Origin of the sequence: Neorhizobium galegae (genome assembly GCF_021391675.1) — a bacterium.
Classification (GTDB): Bacteria; Pseudomonadota; Alphaproteobacteria; order Rhizobiales; family Rhizobiaceae; genus Neorhizobium; species Neorhizobium galegae_B.
In genome coordinates this window covers 682,054-701,984 of record NZ_CP090095.1, presented here as the reverse complement: position 1 = coordinate 701,984, position 19,931 = coordinate 682,054, and the positions used below count along the sequence as shown (strand labels likewise).

Here is a 19,931-nt window from a genome sequence, read left to right as displayed (position 1 = left end):
CGATGCGGTAACATCGCGGGCGGCGGCGGCCGATTCGTTTGAGCCACGTCCTCGCAACCGGAAGACCGATTGGTTCAAAGCCGTGTCCGACGACGATAAAGACAGTAAAACAGAAAACCCGACCGCCAAACGAATGTCGGAAGCGGCAGACAAGGGTAACGTCCCGGTCTCCCGAGAGGTACCGCTTTTCGCCTCCATGCTGGCATTCTATGTCTTTCTCGTCTTCTTCCTGCCCTCGAACATCGCAAAAATGGCCGAGACGCTGAAGGACCTTTTCGAACAGCCGGATCAGTGGCGGCTCGAAAATTCGACGGACGTCGTTTCGCTGAGCGTCCATCTCGGCTGGGCGATCGCTGCGTTCCTCGTTCCGGTGATGCTGCTCTTCATCATTTTCGGGCTTGGCTCGTCGTTCGCGCAGAACATGCCGTCACTGGTCCTCGAGCGCGTGCGGCCGCAGATTTCCCGCGTTTCACCCACCAAGGGTTTCGGGCGGATCTACAGCGTTCCGGGTTTCGTCGAATTCGGAAAGTCGATCTTCAAGATCCTGATCGTGGCAGTGATCATGTATTTCGCATTGCGCGGCGAATATCTCTCCTCGCTGGACGCGATGTTCTCGGATCCGCAGGTCATCCTCGTGAAACTGGATGCAATTATCCGCCGAATGGTGGTCGTTGTTGTCCTGTCGGCGGGGATACTTGCCGTGGTCGACGTCCTGTGGACGCGCTACCACTGGTACAACGAACTCAAGATGACCAAGCAGGAGGTCAAGGACGAATACAAGCAGGCGCAGGGCGACCCAATCGTCAAGCAGCGCCAGAAATCGGTCGCGCGCGACCGTGCCCGCCGGCGGATGATCAACAACGTGCCGCGCGCCACCCTGGTGATCGCCAACCCGACTCACTTTGCGGTAGCGCTGCGTTACGTGCGCGAGGAGAACGACGCGCCGGTCGTCGTCGCCAAGGGCCAGGACCTGATTGCCCTCAAGATTCGCGAAATCGCCAAGCAAAACGATATCCCCATTTTCGAGGATCCGCCCCTGGCGCGCTCCATGTTTGCGCAAGTCTCGGCGGATAGTGTCATTCCGCCAGTCTTCTACAAGGCTGTGGCAGAACTCGTGCACCGGGTCTACGCTTCCCGGTCGCAAAAAAAACGGACACGCTGAGCGTCATGAAGAAATGCACCTACTCCACCGAACGGGAAGAAATCGTTGCACAAGCAATCAGCCCGGTGGCTTCGGAACTTCGCCTGCTCGATGCCGGTGATCTCATCTCACTTCTACGTCTAGAGTGCCACGGCAGCCTTGCCGATCTCGTGTCTTCAGCAGCCGAGCTCTATTTCCATCCCGGGACCGTCAGTTTCGGCTCCGGCGGCGACTACAAGCTCGAATGGAACGGCAAGCCGGAAGTCGTCCTCGACCTCGAAATCAAGCCGCGCGGTGTTTCGGTTTATGCGCGTCTGACGCTGGCTGACCAGCTGGCAGCCCTCGAGATCGACCACATTGCGTTCCAGGCGCCCTTCGAGGATCCCCACGACAACACAGCTTTCCTGGCAAAGAGCCTCCAGGAAGCCAAGTTCGTGAAGACCAGCAACTCGCAGATGTGAGCCGCCCTACCCCGAGACGAAAAAAGACGGGCTCTTATCCGAACGGATCAGTGGATATAACCGAGCCTGATCGCCTTGGCGATCGCCTGGATACGGTTGACCGAATCGAGCTTGATGGTGGCCGAGCCAAGATAGGCGTTGACGGTGTGGACGGAGAGGCCGAGCTTTTCGGCAATCTCTTCGCTGATGCGACCGTCGCCGGCCAGTTGAAGGCAGGCAATCTCACGTTCGCTCAGCGATTCCGCCGGAACGCTGCGACGTTCGTCCAGTGCCAGAAGGTCCATGACCACCTGGCAGCTCCTGACATGCTGATCGATGATGACATCGCTCACCAAATCCATCGATGTCCCGAAGAAAGCGACGTAGCCGTTGCCGAGGGCGCCGAGGCGCACGGGAAAGGCGATACCCGAAAAGGGAACGACGCCGGAATCCAGGCGATGCGTCAATGGCGAAAACTCGCCCGCATCGGCAAAACTGGTATTCTCCGATCCGTTCCAGATCAGCGGCAGGAGCGACGTTTCGATATGGTCCAGCAACGCCTCGCCATAAACACCGATGAGCTGGTTGCTGCTCTCGAGCGCGCCGGCTCCCCAGTTTTCGAGCTCGCATACAAGCTTACGCTTGTTGGGCAGCCCGGCGCCGGCAATCCGGAAAACCGCAAAATTCCGCGCCTTCAGGTTCTTCTGCATGGCGACGAGCTTCGGAAAGATGTCTGACCGGCTCGATGCGCGCTGGAGGCGCAGATACTGGATGCTTCCAGGTCCGTCTGCCGTGCCGCTGCGCGAATAACCCATTGAAATTATTTTCCTAAACTAAATTGTTGCGAACCGCGTAGGCAATCGCCTCGGAGCGGGTCTTGGTTGCCGTCTTGCGCATCACGCTGGTAATGTAATTGTTGATCGTATTACGGGATATGCCGAGGATCACGGCGATCTCGTCACTGGTCTTGCCCTCCGCAATCCAGAAGAGACATTCCAGCTCGCGTTCCGTCAGTTCGAAATCACGCTCCGTCCTGGCATCGGCGTTCTCTCCAAAACTGGCGCCGTAGGCGGCGAACAAGCCCACCTCCCTCAGTCGTTCCTGCGACAGGATGATGCCGTCCAGGAACAGCAGCATCAGGGAGAAACGCGTCCTGCCGACGCAAAAGGTCAGCGCGCAATACTGCCGGCTGATGTCGTCAGGCGGCACGATGTCGTCAGGCAACAAGGCAAAGCTGGGTGTCAGCAGCGAAAGGCATTTTTCCAGTTCGGTGGAACGCGCGTAACCGCTTGCGAGCTCCGAGCCCAAGCGCCGGACGAGATCAAAGGGCCAGTTGGAGGTAACGATGAAATCGAGGCCCTGTTCCTGGATGAGGTCGTAGCGGGCCAGCAGAAAATGAGAAGCGCCGACGTAATCTGCGAGCAGGCGCATGACCGCCTGAATGTTGTTGGAGCCCGCCAAAACCGAAAGACGGCGAACCAATTGCTCACGCGAGAGTCCTCTGGAGCCGGCAGACTCCGCATAGGAGCGCCCCTCCGTCATCATTTCTACCCCCGACAACTCCATTCGGTACCTGCTCCCCGCCTCGTGGCGCATTCATCATGAATGCCCGCATCGCGGCATGTTGTGATTTCCATACAACCCCTCCAGCGCCGAAACGATCCCGGATTAAGCAAATACATCAAGAATATTGGCGGTAGCCGCTTTCCCTCGTCGTAGACACCGGGAGTTTCAGTAGTTCCACCTCTTTGGGACCTCTGGAAGTGATTGTACGAATCAAGGTCATTGTAGGAGACGCGTTACGAATTACCATCGCCTCGACATCGGATTTCCCCAGTTGCGCCATATTCATGCTGATTCGCCATATAGATAAATTAGCCAAGTGTGCGGCGGGGCTGAAAAGAAATGGGCCGGACAAGGTCCGGCCCATAGCGATCATATTTTCGTGATACCCCGTCAGGCTGCCTTCTCGAGCGCCCACTTGCGAAGAATCTTGGCGGCGCGCTCTTCGGAGATTTCGACCATGCGGGCCAGGCGCTTTTCGGGACCTTCCTTGACGCGGCGGTTGAAGCCCTCGTCGTCGCCACCGCCCAGCATGTCGTTCGAGCTGTCGAAACCGAAGTCGGAGCCAAACCCGTCCATGAGTGCCGGGCTGCCGGTCGTCGGCGAGAAATCCGGAAGTTCGAGACCCGCACCGTCCGCTGCGTCGCCGGCGACGCTGTTGCCGCTGACGGTGCGGATGAGCGGGCGAAGACCGAGCCAGACCACCAGGAAAGCAACCAGGACGAAGGCGAGCGAGTTGATGATGCCCGCGACGTTCCGGCTCAGCATGTCCATCACGCCCGGGCCGCTGGAGGCTTCGCTGAGCAGCTGGTTCTCCAGGAAGTCCATGGCCGTCAACGTGACTATGTCGCCGCGGTTGGCATTAATGCCGGCTGCGGATGCCACGATCTTCTGCATCTCAGCGAGATAGGCATCGACCTTGGCCTGGTCAGCCGGCTCGCCGACCATTTTCGCGATACGACCCTTGTTGACGACGACTGCGACCGAAACCTTCTCGATCTGGTAGCTGTTGCGCGTCGTGGCGACGGTCTTCTGGTTGATTTCGTAGTTGGTCTGCTCTTCCTTTTTGTCGGACTGATCAGACGATTTCGGACCGTTCGCCCCACCCGGAGGCGGAGCGGCCTGCGGCACGTTCTGCTCCACGGTCGTGGCGTTGTCGTCCTGGGTCTGCTGCGATTTCGACGCTTCCTTGGTGGTGCGGACCGAACGTTCGACGCGGGAATTCGGATCGAACACCGTCTCGTTGATCTGCTGGCTATCCGTGTTAAGGGCCGCCGTGACGCTGGAACGGAAATTGTCCATGCCGAGGAAAGGCGCCAGCGCCTTGTCGATATTGTTTTCGATTTCCTGCTGAACGTTCTGGACGATGCTCAGCGACTTGTTCATTTCGCTGCCGCCGTATTCGTCGCCTGATGCGAGCAGCTGACCGGCGGAATCCAGAATGGTCACGTCGTCCACGTCGAGGCCGGGGACTGCGGAGGCGACAAGGTGGCGAATGGACGAAGCAGCCTTGCGCCCGGTCGTCGAACTGGCCCGGATCATCACCGATGCCGTCGGTTTCTGCTCACCCCTACGGAAGTTGCCGACATCCGGCATGACGATATGAACGCGGGCGGCGTTGACGCCGTTAATCTGCTGGATCGACCGGCCGATCTCACCTTCAAGGGCGCGAACGCGGGTGACTTCCTGCATGAAGGAGGTCAGCCCGAGCGAACCGACATTGTCGAAGAGTTCGTAACCGGCGTTGGTGCTGTTCGGCAGGCCCCGCTCGGCCAGCAGAAGCCGGGCCTTGCTCGTCGTACCGGCCGGAACCTGAAGGCTCGTGCCGTCCGTACCGACCTGGAAGGACATGTTGGCCTCGGCCAGCGCGATGCTTACCTGGTTGAGGTCGGCCGTATCAAGACCGACATAGAGCGTCTCGTAAGCCGGCTTGTTAACGAAGAGGGCCGCCGCAATAACGATCGCAATTGAAACGACGCCGACAGCGCCTAAAGCAATAAGTCGCGTCTGGCCTAAACCGGCCAGATTTTTAAAGACTTGTGAAAATTGAGCCAACAGATTCATTCTGTTCCCACATCGCCAACTAGGTATTCGAGCCTATGCTCAATCGCACCTTAGGAAGCGAAGCTTGTGCGAGCGTTTCGCGGGCGCATGGTTTTGGCGATTGTGGATGGGATCGTGAGACTGGCGAGTGTCCCGGCCGTCATGGCCGAAGCATGCATGTCAGGGCTGGCGATCAGAAAAAATCGAAATCGCCGGCTGCCTTGCTCAAAGGCTGGGAATGGCCGTGGCGCATGCCGTTGGTGAGCGCCTTCTGCATGTCGGCGAGCTTGACGAGATTGAGGGCGGTCGAGACATCGACCATCCATTCGCTGGGAATGCCACCGGTGATCGTATCGACGAATTCCGCAAGGCCGCGCGTCTTCTGGACGGCAAGGTCGATGCCCTGCAGGACTTTCAAGCTGTCCGGCGACTGCAGGATCGTTTCGCCGCCGAGCTCCAGAAGCTGCGGCTCGACCCGTTCGATCAGGTAGGCGACGTCATGAAGCTCCGAGACCAGACGCATCAGGACTTCTGGAAGAGATTCCTCAAAGGGAGCGATTGGCGTCTTGACGATGTCGTTCATGGCTTCTTTCGCCCCGAGAAATGACTTCTTTAAAAGAACTCGATTGAGCTCTCGACCGGCTTCGGCGGCGTGCGTACCGGACGCTCCTCCATAGCCACCGTCCGTTGAGTTTCGGCACCGGTCAGCGGATACTGACGAGCCCGGCCGCTCACCGGCCAGAACTCGAGCTTGCGCCCGTGTTCCCCGCCCGTTGAGGAACCGACCACCGGAATGCCTTCGTCCTTTAGAAATTGCATCGCGAATGCGGCATTCTGTTCGCCGACATTCGAAAAGCTGGCAATCGTCTTGGCGCCGCCGAAAATCTTCGCTTCCAACCGGTCTCGCCGGGCACCCTGCTTCAAAAGTCCGTTGATCAGCAACTCCATCAGATGCACGCCATAACGCGTTGCATCGCCGCCCGAGGTCATGGAGCCGCCGGATCCCGGAAGCAGGAAGTGGTTCATACCGCCGATACCGGCGACAGGATCGCGAAGACAAGCAGCCACGCATGAGCCCAGAATCGTCGAGAGAACGGCATTCGGGTCGTTCAGGACCTTAAATTCCCCCTGGATGATATGGACACGCCTGACTGCAGCGGCGTCATTCATTTCAATGCTCCAAACACCGCTTCGATAGCGGCCTTCATCTTTTCGATCGTGAACGGCTTGGCGAGTACGTTGTTGGCGCCGAGCGACGCAGCCTTTTGAACCAGGGCACGGTCGCCCTGCGCCGTCAGGATGATGAATGCGGCTTTCTTCGTGTTCGGATTGGCGCGAACGGCCTGAAGGAAACCGATACCGTCCATTTTCGGCATGTTGAAATCCGAAATGACGAGATGGTGCGGCTGCTCGGCCATGATCTTCATGCCCTGCTCGCCATCGCCGGCAGACGTGATCTGTTTGAAGCCGAGCTGTGTCAGGGCGTCGCTGAGCAGCAGGCGGCTGGTGACCTGATCATCAACGATCAGAACTTTGATTTTTTCAGCGATAGACATTTATTCGGTACCTTCTTTTCGGGCGGCAGTTAACTTCAACACTTCTTCTCCAATGGAGCCTAGCGGCAGCTGCTGCTCGACGGCTCCCATTTCATGGGCAACCCTCGGCATGCCGTAGACCACACACGTCTTTTCGTTCTGCCCGATCGTGCGTGCGCCCGCGCTACGCATTCTGAGCAAACCTGCAGCTCCGTCGCGGCCCATGCCCGTCAGGATGACCCCGACCGCATTACGACCCGCCAGATCGGCGACCGAGTCGAAAAGGACGTCCACCGAGGGCCTGTGGCCGTTTACCGGCTCCCTTTCGATCAGCCGGCAACATGGCGCCGACGGATTGACCACCTGCAAGTGCCGTTCGCCACCAGGCGCGAGGTAGATCTTGCCGATCTCCAGCCGCGCGCCGTCGGTAGCTTCCTGCACCACAGGAGCGCAGATACGATTAAGCCGTTCAGCAAAACTTTTGGTAAACGTGGAAGGCATATGTTGAGTAATTACAGTCGGCGGGCAGTTTTGCGGGAACTTTTGCAGCACCGCGATAAGGGCTTCGACACCGCCGGTTGACGACCCTATGGCCACAACCTTCCTGCCCACCCGGTACTCCGCAGCAGGAGAGGCGGCGACGAACGGAGCCGGTCCGTTGCGGCGGGGTCCCGACCGGGCTGCAGCCTTCACCTTTTCGGCAAGATCCATGAAGGGGCGAATATCGCCGGGGGCTGGCTTGCCGACGCAATCGAAGGCGCCGATCTCCAGAGCGGCCAGCGTCGCATTGGCACCCTGATGGGTCATGGCCGAGACCATGATTACCGGCATAGGACGCAGGCGCATGATCTTTTCGAGGAATTCCAGCCCGTTCATATTGGGCATCTCGATATCGAGGGTAACGACATCGGGGTTGAGTTGCTTGATCGCGACGCGCGCTTCCAGCGCATCGCCGGCCTGGCCGACGACATTCACCTCCGGATCGGAATTCAGGATGGCCGTGATCAGGCCGCGCATGGTCGGGGAATCATCGACGACCAGGACCCGTGCCGGAGCGCTCATGCCTTCCTCCCTGCATTCTTACCGGTATGACGATAGGTCGTGATGCCGATGTTATCGAACAGGTTCTTCGCGTCGCCGGAGACACGTTCGGAATGGCCGATATAAAGATGTCCGCCTTCAGGCAGGAGCGAGGCAAAGCGGGACCAGATTTTCATCTGCGTCGGCTCGTCGAAATAAATGACGACGTTGCGACAGAAGATGACATCGAAATTGCCCTTGAAGGGCCATTGCGCCATCAGGTTCAACTCGTTGAAGGTGATCAGCTTCTTGACGCGTTCATCGATCTGGAACCTGCGGCGTCCGCCGGCATCGACCTCCCGGAACCACTGCTTGCGCATGGCGGGCGTCATGGTCTCGAGCGCGTTTTCGTCGTAGACGCCGGCGCGGGCCGCGGCCAGGATCTTCGGATCGATATCGGTCGCCAGGATGCGGAAGTCGAGATCGGCCGCATTGGGAAGCAGCGACAGTACGGTCAGCGCAATCGAATACGGCTCCTGCCCGTCCGAACAGGCGGCCGACCAGATGCGCACGCGACCGCCGCTCTTGGCGCGGTTGATCAGACCCGGCAGAACCTCGTCGCGCAGGTGCTCGAAGTGATGGTTCTCGCGGAAGAAACGGGTGAAGTTGGTCGTCAGATGCGACAGCATCTCCCGGCGGGCGGCGGCACCTTCGGGCGACGCCACCAGAACGCAATAATCCTTGAACCCGCGCAACCCCAAAGCCCGGATATGCTTGGAAAGGCGGGAATAGACGAGCGAGGCCTTGGAATCGTTGAGATAGATCCCGGCATCCGCGTAGATCATCGCCGAAATGTCGGTGAGGTCACGACGCGTCAGCGGATATTCGCCGCTTGCGAGGACTTCATCCGGTGACTGCCGGCTTTCGATGGCGCCCAAGGGCTTCATGCAACTTCGCTTTCCGTGTCGGGGAAGAGGGCATCCAACTCGATCATGCAGATCATCCGCTTATCGATGGCGAGAATCCCCCGGGCGTATTGTCTCTCCAGATCGGAAGAGACTTCCGGTACTGGCTGGATATTCTCGTCGGTAATCGTAAGGATATCGGAAACGGCTTCGACGAGGAGACCAACAACTTTGGTCTTCATCTGCGCCACGATGATCACATGGCGCGCCGTCGGCTCGGCATCCTTCATGCCAAGCCGGGCCGAAAGGTCGACGATCGGCAGAACCGCGCCGCGCAGATTGATGAGACCCATGACATAGGCGGGCGCATGCGGTAGCGGCGTTGCCTGGGTCCATCCGCGAATTTCGCGGACGGACATGATGTTCACGCAAAATTCCTGATCGCTGATGCGAAAAGCGATCAGCTCCTTGCTTCCCGGGACCAGATTTTTCACGGCATACGACATATTAAACTCAACCCGTGGCGGCTAACGACATTTCAGGTTTCATGGACTGGCCTCGCGACGCCGCGACAACCGCATCGACGTCGAGGATGAGAGCGACGCGGCCGTCACCGAGAATGGTGGCTGCGGCGATGCCCGGGACGTGGGTGTAGTTCGCCTCGAGCGACTTGATGACGACCTGGCGCTGGCCCTGGATGGCATCGACCATCAGAGCACGCTGTCCGCCGCCTTCCGATTCCACCAGCAGCGCGACACCTTCGACCGGATTGGCCTGGGTTGCGCGGTAGTTGAGGACCCTACCGACATCGACCAGCGGGCAGAACGAGTTGCGGATCGAGATCAGCCGCTGATTGGCGCCGAAGGAATGGATGGCGGAAGCCTCCGGCTGCAGCGTCTCGACGATCGCGGTGAGCGGCACCACCAGCGTCTGGCCGGCAACCGTGACCACCATGCCGTCGAGAACGGCAAGCGTCAGCGGCAGGCTCATGGTGAAGGTCGAGCCGTAACCCGGCCGCGACGAGATCGAGATACGGCCGCCGAGCGCCTGGATCGACCGCTTGACCACGTCCATGCCGACGCCGCGGCCGGAAATGTCGGAGATCTTGTCGGCGGTGGAGAAGCCGGCCATGAAGATCAGGTTGTCGATCTCGTCGTCCGACAGGTTGGCGTCGGCCGCGATGATGTCGTTGTCGATCGCCTTCTGGCGGACGCGCTCGCGGTTGATGCCGGCGCCGTCGTCGGCAAGCTCGATCAGGATGCGGCCCGAACGATGTTTCGCGGTCAGCTTGATCGTGCCTTCCGGGTCCTTGCCGGCGGCTTCGCGCTTTTCGGGCGATTCGATGCCGTGGTCGACGGCATTGCGGATCATGTGGGTCAGCGGTTCGGCGATCTTGTCGATGACCGTCTTGTCGACTTCGGTGTTTTCACCTTCGGTGACCAGGCGGATCGACTTGCCGACCATGTCGGCCACTTCGCGAACGATACGCGACATGCGCTGGAAGACCGGCTTCACCGGCTGCGCGCGGATCGCCATGACCGAGTCCTGGATCTCGCGGGTGAGCTGCTGCAGCTCTTCGAGACCCATGTTGACGGCCGATGTACCGGTCGCGTCGTTCTCGACGACGCTCTGGGATAGCATCGCCTGGTTGATGACAAGCTCGCCCACGAGGTTGATGAGACGGTCGACGCGGTCGAGATCAACGCGGATCGTCTGGCCCGCGCCAGCAGCTGCGGCTGCGGCATTGTTCTGGGCGGCGGCACTGGCGGCGGCCGACTCCTTCTTCTCGGCGACACGGGCGGCCCTGGAGACGTTGCTCGCGGTCTCGGCAGCGGATAGGGCCGCGGCGACGGTTTCTTCCGAAGCGCCCCGTTCGCTGGTCCTTTCGTCTTCGCCGGCCGAAGAGTCATCGAGGATCGAGAGATCGAACGGAACCGGGACCATCGGCAGTTCCTCGTTGGAAGAAGCCTCTTCGGCAAACTTCACTTCGAGGTCGCAATCCCATTCAGCGAATTCGAAGACGGCGCGGATGTCGTCTTCGCTCCGGGTGGTCCGGATCGAGATCTTCCAGCTGAAGTAGGATGCTTCCGGATCCATCTTGTCGAGGGTCGGCAGAGCATCCGTATCGCAATTGATGCTCATCTCTCCCAGACGGGACAGGTCGCGCAGCAGGAGCGCCGCCTCGTTGCCCTTGGAATAGAGTTCGCGGCGCGGCTTGAAGGTCACCTCGTAGAGCGAACCTTCGACTGCCGGCTCATCGTCCTCGCCAAAACCGTCGAACGAGAAGGGGATCGGCTGGAAACCGCTGTCGTCGCTCGGCTTGAGAAGCTCCGCTTTCGCCGCAGGAGCCGCGGCGGGAGCAGCCTTTGCGGCCGGTTTCGGGGCGTCGTGGCCGGAGGAAGACGGCAACTCGCCATGGGCAAGCGCCTCGAGTTCCTTGACGAGGCCGCGGCTTCTCGACGCATCGACGCCGCCGCCGTCACGCGACGCGGTGACGAGGTCGGCGAGCACGTCGGCCGATTTCAGCATGACCTTCAGGACGTCCTGCGTCGGCTCCAGCTTGTTGGAGCGCACGCAATCGAGCGTCGTCTCGAAGACGTGGGCGAAGGAGACCAGGTCGTCCAGACCGAAGGCACCGGCGCCCCCCTTGATGGAATGAACGGCACGGAAAACGGCGTTCACCGTTTCGGGGTCGCGATCCCCGTCGTTCAGCTTGAGAAGACCCGACTCCAGTTCAGCGAGCTGCTCTTCGCATTCCTGAAAGAAGATCTCTTTGATTTCGTTCATATCCATCGGGGGAATTCCTGGCTCAGGCGGTTACACGCTCGATCGCATCAATCAGTTTGGCAGGATCGAAAGGCTTGACGATCCAGCCCGTCGCGCCGGCCTGCCGGGCCCGGTTCTTCTTCTCGGCATCGCTTTCCGTCGTCAGGACGAGGATCGGGACGGCGCGAAATTTTTCGTTGCGGCGAACGCCTTCGATGAAACCGAAGCCGTCGAGGCGCGGCATGTTGATATCCGTGACGATGACGTCCGGATTGCAGCCCTCGAGGACTTCGAGGCCTTCAACGCCGTCTTCCGCCTGAATTGTTTCAAAACCTGCGTTATTCAGGGTCACCAGAAGCATGTTCCGGATCGTCCGTGAGTCATCCACGGTCAGTACTTTTTTCTTCATTGCTAGATCTCCTTAGCAACCAAATTCTGGTTATTGATGCCGATGAGTTGCATCGTCTTCTGAAATGCATCCGAAGCCTTCTCCACGAGGAGGGACTTCTTGTCTTCTTCCCAAGCCTTGACGCCGGCGAGCAGAACCTGGGCGCACTGGACACCAACGCGCTCGACGCCCGACGCATCGATCCTGAGATCGCTGCCGCGCATGGAGACCAGCTTGCCATGCAGGTTCGAGGCCTCGTTGAGGTCCAGCACCGCGGGCAGCTTCAAACTTGCAGGTCCGGCCTTCTTTGCTGCCATCAGCTTATTCCTTGTCGTTTCTGAAAGATGTATTCGCCGTCATCCGCACGCTCGGAAGCCATCGGCGCGATCGGGACGAGAGTCGGCTGGGGTCTTGGCGCAGCCGGACGGCGCGCATCCGCATAACGGTTCTGTCGTTCGATCCGGAACTCGCGGACCGTCCGTCCGAGTTCCAGGATGACGGTATGGAGTTCGTCGGCGCCTTCGCCCGCGCGGGACGCAAGGCCTGCATTCGAGGCGACGTGTTCGCTGACCGAACCGATCTCGACGGTCAACCGGTCGAGACCCACGGCCTGCTCGCCGGTGTCGCGGGCGATGCCGGCGATCGCGTCATTGATATCGGAAACCTGGCGGACGATGCCGCCGATCGCCTCCTGGGTGCGGTGAACCATCTCGACACCCGCATCCACCTGGGACTTGGTGCCGTTGACGAGCGTCTTGATCTCGCGGGCCGCATCGGCGGAGCGCTGGGCAAGCGCGCGCACTTCCTGGGCGACGACCGCAAACCCGCGGCCCGTCTCGCCGGCGCGAGCCGCCTCGATGCCGGCGTTCAGCGCCAGCAGATTCGTCTGAAACGCGATATCGTCGATAACGCCGATGATCTCGCCGATCTTTTCGGCCGAAGATTCGATATCCGCCATGGCGTTGATCGCCCGGCCGACGACCTCGCCGCTTGCCTCGACCGAACGGCGGGTCTCGGCGGCGGCTTTTTCGGCAGCGGCAGTCTCGGCGGCACTTCCCTTGACCCTGGCGGTGACGTCGAGCAGCACGCGTGCCGCCTCCCTGAGGCGGGCCGACTGTTCTTCGGAAGCGGAGGCGAACGAGCGGGCACCTTCGGCAAGCGATTGAGTGAGCGCGCCAGCCTTCCGGCCGTGTCCATCGGCTGTCTCGACCGAGGAGCGCATGCCGGCGACCGCCTGGTTGAGAAGATCGGCGAGCTCGCGATAGACATCCGGCACATCGGCGGGCAGAGAGGCCGTCAGGTCGCGGTCGGCAAGCGCTGCGATGACGTCGGTAAAGGTTTCGATCGCCTGGGCGTGATCGGCTTCGCGCTGTTCGGCGAGCGCACGCTGGTGCTTCTGGCGCTGTTCGTTGAAGCGGAGCGAGACGGCAATCTCGACATCGACCATCACCAGACGGGTAATCGCGCCGACGAGGTCGAGCAGTTCCTGCTCACGCTTGCGGCCGCCCGGCAGCAGCGATTTCGGAGCGAGATCGACGATTGCACCGGCGATCAGATGTTCGAGCATCACGGCGTGACCGGCGACGTGCCAGCGCGGATCGAGGCCCATGCGGCTCTCGGCGTCGGAGAGAACCTTCACCCGCTCGGCGTAGAGCGCATCGAAGCGGGCATCGGTCAACACGCCCCAATGGGAGGCCTGCAGGTCGTGCAGCCGTTCGATCTGCTGCTCGCTTTCGAAATTGCGGGCGGCTTCCGGAAAGGATTGAAAGCGGTGGAAGAGGTCGCGCAGGCCGGTCTTCAGATGCCGGTCGAGCTGTGGGCGGCAGCGGCGCAGCAGATCACGCAGTTCGCCGTCGAGGCCGGCAAATGCCAGTCTCTCGCCTAGGCTGCCTGCCTGGCCACGTCGCGCCTGATCCGATGGCATTTCCTGCACCAAAACCGTCCCCAAAATTAATTAAGCCAATCCCCGGAGAGGATCAGCGGCATGCAAGCTGCTGTCAGCCAGCGCCTGGATGAACGGGGGATGCTCGCCAGACCGGATCAATATCCGTCAGGCATGGGCAACGCGGTCACCACGGGCTTTCCTGGATTTTCATGAGCGGATACCGGATTGGACCGGTACGGCTTTGCGGCTTCATGCCTGGTGGGAGACCGCAGTCATCCCATTTCGCCGTGGTCTCTAATATGTATGGTTAATTCCTTGCCCGAAGGTTAATGGAAGGTGCAAGGATGCCTGTTTTGCTTCAATCGGGCGCATATTACCCGCTATGGGCGCATTTGTTTCGGCACTACGCGGAGCTGCGGTTTTCTCAGTTCATCGCCTGAACGTCGGCGAGCCCGCGCAAGCCCGCCTTGTCGCCCATATCGGCGAGTGCCTGGAAGATGCGGGTGGCATCGGCAAGCCGGCCGAGGTTGAGATGGGCATAACCGCGCAACGACATGAGATCGGACTGTTCGGGCGCGATCTGCGCCCGCTGGTCGAGCGCCAGCAACGTCTCGCGATAGCGTCCGGCCTTGAAGGCATTGACCGCGCGGTCGGAGAGGATGGCGGTCTGCAGCTCGACCGCACGCTGGTTGGTCTGCGCCGAGTCGGCCGCAGCGACAGAGGCCTTGTCGGTCAAACCGGCGCGCAGATAGGCGAGGCTCTTGCCGTAAGCTGCATCGGAGCGAGCAGCGACCGAGCTGCTCGCATAGGCGGCGTCGAATGATTGTGCTGCCTCCAAGGGGCGGTTGAGATCCATCAGGCACCAGCCCCTGGCCAGCGCCGCTTCCGGCGGAATCCGGCGAGGATCGAGCGTAGTCGAGCATTGCCCGCGTCGGACAGCAGCTTGGCCGGGTATCCTCACGGTCCTGTGGATCGGCTGGGGCGCAGCCCGCGTCACGTCGGTCCGGGCGACCGGCCTGGCCTCTTCCGCAGGCGGCCCGGCAGCCGGCGCATTCGCTCTCGAGCCATCGGCGTTCGGTCTGGAAGCGACCGCGGGCTGCCGGCGCGGCACCTCCCGCTCGATCACCGGTTCACCCAGCCGTGTGATGCGTTCGGACCGGTCATTCCAGGCTCTCTGGATCTGGGCGACGCCCGCCTTGTCGCCGAGGTCGTTGCGCGTCAAGGCGAGGCCATAGGCGGACGGTTCGTCGTCCGGCTTCCAGGCGAGCGCCGCCTGAAACCATTCGGCCGCCGTTTGCGGCTGCTGCATGGCGCGGGCGTACCAGCCGAATTGCTGGGCCGCATCCGCGTTGCGGGCGGTTATCACCATCGGTGCCATGCGGCGCAGGACATCGTCCTGCAGCACCGGCGGGGGATCGAGCGCCAGCAGATTGGCGACGGCGGCCAGATAGGCTTCCTTGGCACTGTCGGAGGTTTCGCGCCAACGATAGAGCACGGTTTCCGCTTCCACCGGCGATTTCTGCGCGACCAGCGTCAGTGCCAGCCCTTCGGCGGCCGAAGCGGTCTCCTCCTTGTTGAAGGCGCGGCGGAACCAGCGCTCGGCCCCACCGAGATTGTCGCGGCGATAAAAATACCAGCCGAGCATCAGTGCATCGGAAGCTTTCCCGTCCGCCTCGGCGAGCCGCTCCAACCGGGTCAGGTATTTTTCAGGCACCACGAGCTTCGCATCGATATTGCCAGCTGCTACCAGCCGTCGCGCGATGTCGTCGCGCAGTGGCTCGAATTCCGGTTGGCTGCCCGCCGGCGTCCGCTCCTTGGCAAGCAGGTCCTCCAGCATATCGGGCGGCAACAGCCCGCTCGCCTTCTGTGCGGTAGCGAAACGCTCCGAGGAATCGTCGCAGTTGTCGAGGATATAGGTGTAGGCGTCGCGGGCGCGGCCCTGTCTGTCGGTCAGGGCGAAGGCTTCCGCCACCCGCCACAGGATATCGACTTCGCTGCAGGTGAGCAGGCTGGGATTGTCGGCCGCCATACGGATCACGGCGTCATGATTTTCAGCGTCGGAAGCCGTGACCAGACCCGCGCGCGCTTCGGCAAGCTTCAGACGGTCGAGAAGATCCGCCGGCGGCTGCCAGCCGGGTTCCGTCGCCTGGCGGTCGGCGACCGCCTTGCGGACATCCGCATAACGGGATTGGGCATAGAGGGCCCACATGTTTTCGAGCTGGCGGTCGGTATTGATCTGGACCGCCAAAGGATCGGCCGGCGGGGTCCAGTTCGGATAGAGCGCCCTGAGACGGGAAATCTCCGCCTGCAGGCGGGCGGTATCGCCCCTCGCCGCGAAATAGCGCAACGCGCTTTCGTCGACCGGCGGCTGCTGGCCCGGCGGCACGGCGGCGGCTGAAATGACCTGCTGCGGGTTGGCAGGCGGGACCGGTGGGACGGGCTGGGCTACTGCCGGCGCCTGAGCGATCACCAGCGACGAAGAGCCGGGTCTGGCAGGCGTCGCGGTATTCTGGTTCGGATAGAGGAGTTGAGCGACGACGCGTTCGGTCTTTTCGGCGGGCGGTGCCGGCGGACGCGGTCCCTTGGGCGGAGAAGGAAGCGAATTGACGGAGCTCGTCAGCAGGCCAAGATCCACCGTCGGCTGACGGCTCAAACCATACAACCCCACGGCGCCAATGCCCAGAACCGTCAATGAGATCAGCGAGAACCGCATACTCACTCCGCTATCGTCCTTACTCCCCGTCTACGCCTCATGCTGCGGGCTTCTGCTCTTTAAGCTTTCTATTTCTAAAGAATGAACTGATATGGTTAACGAACAATTTAGACTTACCTCATCAAATGGCCGAGTCGGTCCAGGCAATCGGTTCTGCTGCAGCTCGCTCTGCAACGAACGGTCGCCAGGGACCTCCGACGGACATGAATGTCCGCGACCTATCGGTATTGCTCGGCATGGCGGAAAAGCATCTGGTTCGTAAACAGGAAATGAGCGGCCTCGGCCTTCTGGGTGCAGCGGTTCTGTTTTGCGGGCTGCCTCTTCTGGCTGCCGGCTGTGCCGGTCAGCCCGTGCAGATGGGTACCTTTGCCAAGAACGTACCCGCCGAACAGGCCATGGTCCTGCCGCCGCCGGCCGGCCCCGGGATCGTCAGCGTCATTGAACGGCGCTACGACAACGCCGTCGATCAGGACATCTTTCTCTATACCTCAGCCCTGACCCCAGGGCAGAACCTGCTGAAAGCCCAGTTCTTCGGCACCGTCAGCCCTTTCAAGCTCAGCGACAACAAGCTTACCTCGACACCGGTCACGGAAGCCGGGATCGCCTCCGAGATGCGGCGGGCGCTGCCGGGCGTCCGGATGGTGCGTTCGTCCTTCTTCGTCCAGAACAATTACGGTCCGTTCGGCTACGCCTTCGGGCGCGGCGCCGGCAACGACCTTTGCATGTATGGCTGGCAGCAGGTCCGTAGCCCGTCCGGGACGATCTCGCCGCTCGCGAACCACGGCTCGATCCAGATCCGCGCAAGAATCTGCGAGGCGAACGCCACGGAACAGAAGCTGCTGGCTTTCATGTACAATTACACGATCACCGGTGCGGTGGATAACGGCAGCTGGAACCCCTATGGGGAACCACAGCCGGTCTCCCCGAGCCTCGGCGGCGTCGGTGCACCGATCTATCCGCGACCGACTTCAGCCGAGCCGATCGTCCCGGTATTGCCGCAACGAGCCAGTGCGGTTTATACGCGTTCCGCGCCGGCCCCTGTCGTCCAGTCGACGCCGCCGGCTGCCGCTGCTACGGCAGCAAGCGTGTCCTCGGCGGCGGTGCCCGTGGTTTCGGTGCCGAGGCCGGTCATGACGCAGAGCGCAACGGGCACGTCACCGGTCACGGCAGAACCGTCCGTCTCGCGCGCGCCGCTCGTTCCCTCGCCGTCGGGCCTTGCGCAACAAACCCGGCGCATGAGTGTTCCCTCGCCTTCCTGCACGGATGTGACCAGCGGGGCCGCCAATGCGTGCCGATAAGCCGAACAATTCCGATCGATCGATGCCCGGATCTTCCGGCTGCTGGAGATAGCCCAGGATGCGGACATTCCTTGCTGCGGTCATCTGGGCACTCGCGAGCGCGTTGATCGTCGCGCTCGTGACGCTGCCGATCAACACCCGCACCCAGCTCATCGCCAGCATTCTCGTCGTCAGCGTGATGGGCGTCATCCGGCTGCTCAAGGCAGGAGGAAAATGGCGTCTCGTGGCGCTCGCCTTCGGCACCGCCATGGTGATGCGCTACGTCTACTGGCGCACGACAAGCACGCTGCCGCCAGTCAACCAGCTCGAGAACTTCATTCCGGGGCTGCTGGTCTATCTCGCGGAAATGTACAGCGTGCTGATGTTGGCGCTCAGCCTGTTCGTGGTTTCCATGCCCCTGCCGTCGCGCGCTCCCTATGGACGACGCGATCGGGAGCTGCCGACCGTCGACGTCTTCGTGCCGAGCTACAACGAGGACGAGGTACTGCTTGCCAATACGCTCGCCGCCGCCCGCAACATGGATTACCCGCCGGAAAAGCTGACCGTCTGGCTGCTCGACGACGGCAGCACGCTTCAGAAGCGCAAATCCGCCAACGTCGCCGACGCCCGCGCTGCAGAAAGCCGGCACAAATTGCTGCAGCAACTTTGCGACGATCTTGGCGTGCGTTACCTCACTCGCGAGCGCAACGAGCATGCCAAGGCCGGCAACCTCAACAACGGGCTCAAGCATTCGACCGGATCGCTGATCGCGGTCTTCGACGCGGACCATGCGCCGGCCCGGGATTTCCTGCTGGAGACCGTCGGTTATTTCGACGAGGACCCGAAACTCTTTCTCGTCCAGACGCCGCATTTCTTCCTGAACCCGGACCCGGTCGAGCGTAACCTGCGCACCTTCGAAAAGATGCCGAGCGAGAACGAGATGTTCTACGGCATCATCCAGCGCGGCCTCGACAAGTGGGACGCCGCCTTCTTCTGCGGATCGGCGGCTGTTCTGAACCGCAAGGCGCTCGAAGTGTCGAACGGCTTCTCGGGCGTCAGCATCACCGAGGACTGCGAGACCGCGCTCGACCTGCACAGCCGCGGCTGGCACAGCCTCTATCTCGACCGGCCGCTGATCGCCGGTCTGCAGCCTGCCACCTTCGCAAGCTTCATCGGCCAACGCAGCCGCTGGGCCCAGGGCATGATGCAGATTCTGCGCTTCCGCTTTCCGCCGCTCAAGCGAGGCCTCTCCCTGCCGCAGCGGTTCTGCTACATGTCGTCGACGCTGTTCTGGCTGTTTCCCTTCCCGCGCACGATCTTTCTCTTCGCGCCGCTCTTCTACCTGTTTTTCGATCTGGAGATTTTCACCTCGTCCGGCGGCGAGTTCATGGTCTATTCGTTGACCTATATGGTCGTGAACCTGATGATGCAGAACTATCTCTACGGGGCGTTCCGTTGGCCCTGGATTTCCGAACTCTACGAATATGTGCAGACGGTTCACCTCCTGCCTGCCGTCGTCTCGGTAATGCTCAACCCGCGCAAGCCGACCTTCAAGGTGACCGCCAAGGACGAATCCGTCTCCGTCAGCCGACTTTCGGAAATCAGCCGGCCATTCTTCGTGATCTTCTTCGTGCTGCTCGTCGCATTTGCGATCAGCGTCTACCGGGTCTACGCCGAGCCCTACAAGGCCGACGTGACCCTGGTGGTCGGCGGCTGGAACCTGCTCAACATCATCCTCGCCGGTTGCGCGCTTGGGGTCGTGTCTGAACGGGGCGAACGGCAGGCTTCGCGGCGCGTCAAGGTCAGCCGCCGCTGCGAGTTCGGCGTCGGCGACCGCTGGTTCACCGCCACGATCGAGGACGTCTCCGTGCATGGCGCCGGCGTGCAGGTCTATACGGAAGGGTTCAAGGATATCGCGGTCGGAAAGAGATGCATTCTCCGATTCCAGCCCTATAGCGACCTGCCCATCAGCGACCTGCCGATCGAGGTGCGCAACGTGGAGACGATCGGTGACGTCTCCACGATCGGCTGCCGCTACCTGCCGGAACGGGCGACCGACCACCGGCTGATCGCCGACCTGATCTTTGCCAATTCCGCTCAATGGAGCCAGTTCCAGGTCTCGCGCCGGCACAATCCCGGCCTGGTTGCCGGTACATTGTGGTTTCTCGGCCTCGCGATCTACCAGACGGCCCGCGGGCTTTCCTATCTCGTCCGCAACACCGGACGTGATAACACTGCCGGCGGACAGAAATAGG

At 61.4% G+C, this 19,931-nt stretch carries 18 protein-coding genes; 4 read left to right on the top strand and 14 right to left on the bottom strand.

Translation table 11 applies throughout. The features are described from left to right. Positions 1 to 82 precede the first annotated feature (82 nt). Complete coding sequence (gene flhB, locus LZK81_RS03425; protein WP_046603229.1) at positions 83 to 1,162, top strand: flagellar biosynthesis protein FlhB; 1,080 nt, start codon at positions 83 to 85, stop codon at positions 1,160 to 1,162. Between the two features lie 5 nt (positions 1,163 to 1,167). Continuing rightward, entirely contained in the window at positions 1,168 to 1,602 is a 435-nt protein-coding gene (locus LZK81_RS03420) for a hypothetical protein (protein WP_046611723.1), read from the top strand. Positions 1,603 to 1,649: 47 nt separating this feature from the next. Here LZK81_RS03420 and visR read toward each other — a convergent pair whose 3' ends face one another. The 14 genes from visR to LZK81_RS03350 all read right to left on the bottom strand — a co-directional run bounded on the left by visR (position 1,650) and on the right by LZK81_RS03350 (position 16,399). Beyond that, positions 1,650 to 2,396 (bottom strand): transcriptional regulator VisR, encoded by a 747-nt coding sequence (gene visR / locus LZK81_RS03415; protein ID WP_046603227.1) that lies wholly within the window; start codon positions 2,394 to 2,396, stop codon positions 1,650 to 1,652. 13 nt (positions 2,397 to 2,409) lie between these two features. Next, a complete protein-coding gene (gene visN, locus LZK81_RS03410; RefSeq protein ID WP_233956443.1) occupies positions 2,410 to 3,126 on the bottom strand; it encodes a transcriptional regulator VisN in 717 nt (238 codons plus the stop codon). 411 nt (positions 3,127 to 3,537) lie between these two features. Next, positions 3,538 to 5,208, bottom strand: a complete 1,671-nt coding sequence (gene fliF / locus LZK81_RS03405; RefSeq protein WP_046603225.1) for a flagellar basal-body MS-ring/collar protein FliF — start codon at positions 5,206 to 5,208, stop codon at positions 3,538 to 3,540. Between the two features lie 172 nt (positions 5,209 to 5,380). Beyond that, positions 5,381 to 5,770, bottom strand: coding sequence for a chemotaxis protein CheT (gene cheT / locus LZK81_RS03400; RefSeq protein WP_038539684.1), 390 nt, complete (start codon positions 5,768 to 5,770; stop codon positions 5,381 to 5,383). A gap of 29 nt (positions 5,771 to 5,799) precedes the next feature. Next, the gene (cheD, locus tag LZK81_RS03395; protein ID WP_046603224.1) at positions 5,800 to 6,357 is read right to left on the bottom strand and encodes a chemoreceptor glutamine deamidase CheD; all 558 of its coding nucleotides are present in this window, start codon (positions 6,355 to 6,357) and stop codon (positions 5,800 to 5,802) included. Further along, complete coding sequence (locus LZK81_RS03390) at positions 6,354 to 6,743, bottom strand: response regulator (RefSeq protein ID WP_007759259.1); 390 nt, start codon at positions 6,741 to 6,743, stop codon at positions 6,354 to 6,356. The genes cheD and LZK81_RS03390 overlap by 4 nt, the downstream gene beginning before the upstream one ends. Next, positions 6,744 to 7,784: a protein-glutamate O-methylesterase CheB gene (gene cheB, locus LZK81_RS03385; protein ID WP_046603223.1), complete on the bottom strand. Its 1,041-nt coding sequence runs from the start codon at positions 7,782 to 7,784 to the stop codon at positions 6,744 to 6,746. After that, positions 7,781 to 8,689, bottom strand: a complete 909-nt coding sequence (gene cheR / locus LZK81_RS03380; RefSeq protein WP_046603222.1) for a protein-glutamate O-methyltransferase CheR — start codon at positions 8,687 to 8,689, stop codon at positions 7,781 to 7,783. The genes cheB and cheR overlap by 4 nt, the downstream gene beginning before the upstream one ends. Further along, positions 8,686 to 9,153, bottom strand: a complete 468-nt coding sequence (locus LZK81_RS03375) for a chemotaxis protein CheW (protein WP_046603221.1) — start codon at positions 9,151 to 9,153, stop codon at positions 8,686 to 8,688. The genes cheR and LZK81_RS03375 overlap by 4 nt, the downstream gene beginning before the upstream one ends. A 7-nt stretch (positions 9,154 to 9,160) precedes the next feature. Beyond that, positions 9,161 to 11,440, bottom strand: coding sequence for a chemotaxis protein CheA (locus tag LZK81_RS03370; protein WP_233955205.1), 2,280 nt, complete (start codon positions 11,438 to 11,440; stop codon positions 9,161 to 9,163). 16 nt (positions 11,441 to 11,456) lie between these two features. Continuing rightward, positions 11,457 to 11,822 (bottom strand): chemotaxis response regulator CheY1, encoded by a 366-nt coding sequence (gene cheY1 / locus LZK81_RS03365; protein ID WP_037087114.1) that lies wholly within the window; start codon positions 11,820 to 11,822, stop codon positions 11,457 to 11,459. A 2-nt stretch (positions 11,823 to 11,824) separates the two neighbouring features. Continuing rightward, positions 11,825 to 12,118: an STAS domain-containing protein gene (locus tag LZK81_RS03360; protein WP_046603219.1), complete on the bottom strand. Its 294-nt coding sequence runs from the start codon at positions 12,116 to 12,118 to the stop codon at positions 11,825 to 11,827. Then, positions 12,118 to 13,725: a globin-coupled sensor protein gene (locus tag LZK81_RS03355; protein WP_233955204.1), complete on the bottom strand. Its 1,608-nt coding sequence runs from the start codon at positions 13,723 to 13,725 to the stop codon at positions 12,118 to 12,120. The genes LZK81_RS03360 and LZK81_RS03355 overlap by 1 nt, the downstream gene beginning before the upstream one ends. A gap of 385 nt (positions 13,726 to 14,110) precedes the next feature. Then, positions 14,111 to 16,399, bottom strand: coding sequence for a cellulose synthase (locus LZK81_RS03350; RefSeq protein ID WP_233956441.1), 2,289 nt, complete (start codon positions 16,397 to 16,399; stop codon positions 14,111 to 14,113). 203 nt (positions 16,400 to 16,602) lie between these two features. On the opposite strand from LZK81_RS03350, the gene bcsN reads away from it, so the two are divergent. Then, the gene (gene bcsN / locus LZK81_RS03345; RefSeq protein WP_233955203.1) at positions 16,603 to 17,697 is read left to right on the top strand and encodes a cellulose biosynthesis protein BcsN; all 1,095 of its coding nucleotides are present in this window, start codon (positions 16,603 to 16,605) and stop codon (positions 17,695 to 17,697) included. Between the two features lie 58 nt (positions 17,698 to 17,755). Further along, complete coding sequence (gene bcsA, locus LZK81_RS03340) at positions 17,756 to 19,930, top strand: UDP-forming cellulose synthase catalytic subunit (protein ID WP_233955201.1); 2,175 nt, start codon at positions 17,756 to 17,758, stop codon at positions 19,928 to 19,930. The last annotated feature ends 1 nt before the right edge of the window (position 19,931 follow it).

Excerpts from the sequence above, each read along its gene's own strand:
- LZK81_RS03420 (WP_046611723.1), top strand. The coding sequence starts at position 1,168 with ATGAAGAAATGCACCTACTCCACCGAACGGGAAGAAATCGTTGCACAA.
- visR (WP_046603227.1), bottom strand. The coding sequence starts at position 2,396 with ATGGGTTATTCGCGCAGCGGCACGGCAGACGGACCTGGAAGCATCCAG.
- visN (WP_233956443.1), bottom strand. The coding sequence starts at position 3,126 with ATGATGACGGAGGGGCGCTCCTATGCGGAGTCTGCCGGCTCCAGAGGA.
- fliF (WP_046603225.1), bottom strand. The coding sequence starts at position 5,208 with ATGAATCTGTTGGCTCAATTTTCACAAGTCTTTAAAAATCTGGCCGGT.
- cheT (WP_038539684.1), bottom strand. The coding sequence starts at position 5,770 with ATGAACGACATCGTCAAGACGCCAATCGCTCCCTTTGAGGAATCTCTT.
- cheD (WP_046603224.1), bottom strand. The coding sequence starts at position 6,357 with ATGAATGACGCCGCTGCAGTCAGGCGTGTCCATATCATCCAGGGGGAA.
- LZK81_RS03390 (WP_007759259.1), bottom strand. The coding sequence starts at position 6,743 with ATGTCTATCGCTGAAAAAATCAAAGTTCTGATCGTTGATGATCAGGTC.
- cheB (WP_046603223.1), bottom strand. The coding sequence starts at position 7,784 with ATGAGCGCTCCGGCACGGGTCCTGGTCGTCGATGATTCCCCGACCATG.
- cheR (WP_046603222.1), bottom strand. The coding sequence starts at position 8,689 with ATGAAGCCCTTGGGCGCCATCGAAAGCCGGCAGTCACCGGATGAAGTC.
- LZK81_RS03375 (WP_046603221.1), bottom strand. The coding sequence starts at position 9,153 with ATGTCGTATGCCGTGAAAAATCTGGTCCCGGGAAGCAAGGAGCTGATC.
- LZK81_RS03370 (WP_233955205.1), bottom strand. The coding sequence starts at position 11,440 with ATGGATATGAACGAAATCAAAGAGATCTTCTTTCAGGAATGCGAAGAG.
- cheY1 (WP_037087114.1), bottom strand. The coding sequence starts at position 11,822 with ATGAAGAAAAAAGTACTGACCGTGGATGACTCACGGACGATCCGGAAC.
- LZK81_RS03360 (WP_046603219.1), bottom strand. The coding sequence starts at position 12,118 with ATGGCAGCAAAGAAGGCCGGACCTGCAAGTTTGAAGCTGCCCGCGGTG.
- LZK81_RS03355 (WP_233955204.1), bottom strand. The coding sequence starts at position 13,725 with ATGCCATCGGATCAGGCGCGACGTGGCCAGGCAGGCAGCCTAGGCGAG.
- LZK81_RS03350 (WP_233956441.1), bottom strand. The coding sequence starts at position 16,399 with ATGCGGTTCTCGCTGATCTCATTGACGGTTCTGGGCATTGGCGCCGTG.
- bcsN (WP_233955203.1), top strand. The coding sequence starts at position 16,603 with ATGAATGTCCGCGACCTATCGGTATTGCTCGGCATGGCGGAAAAGCAT.
- bcsA (WP_233955201.1), top strand. The coding sequence starts at position 17,756 with ATGCGGACATTCCTTGCTGCGGTCATCTGGGCACTCGCGAGCGCGTTG.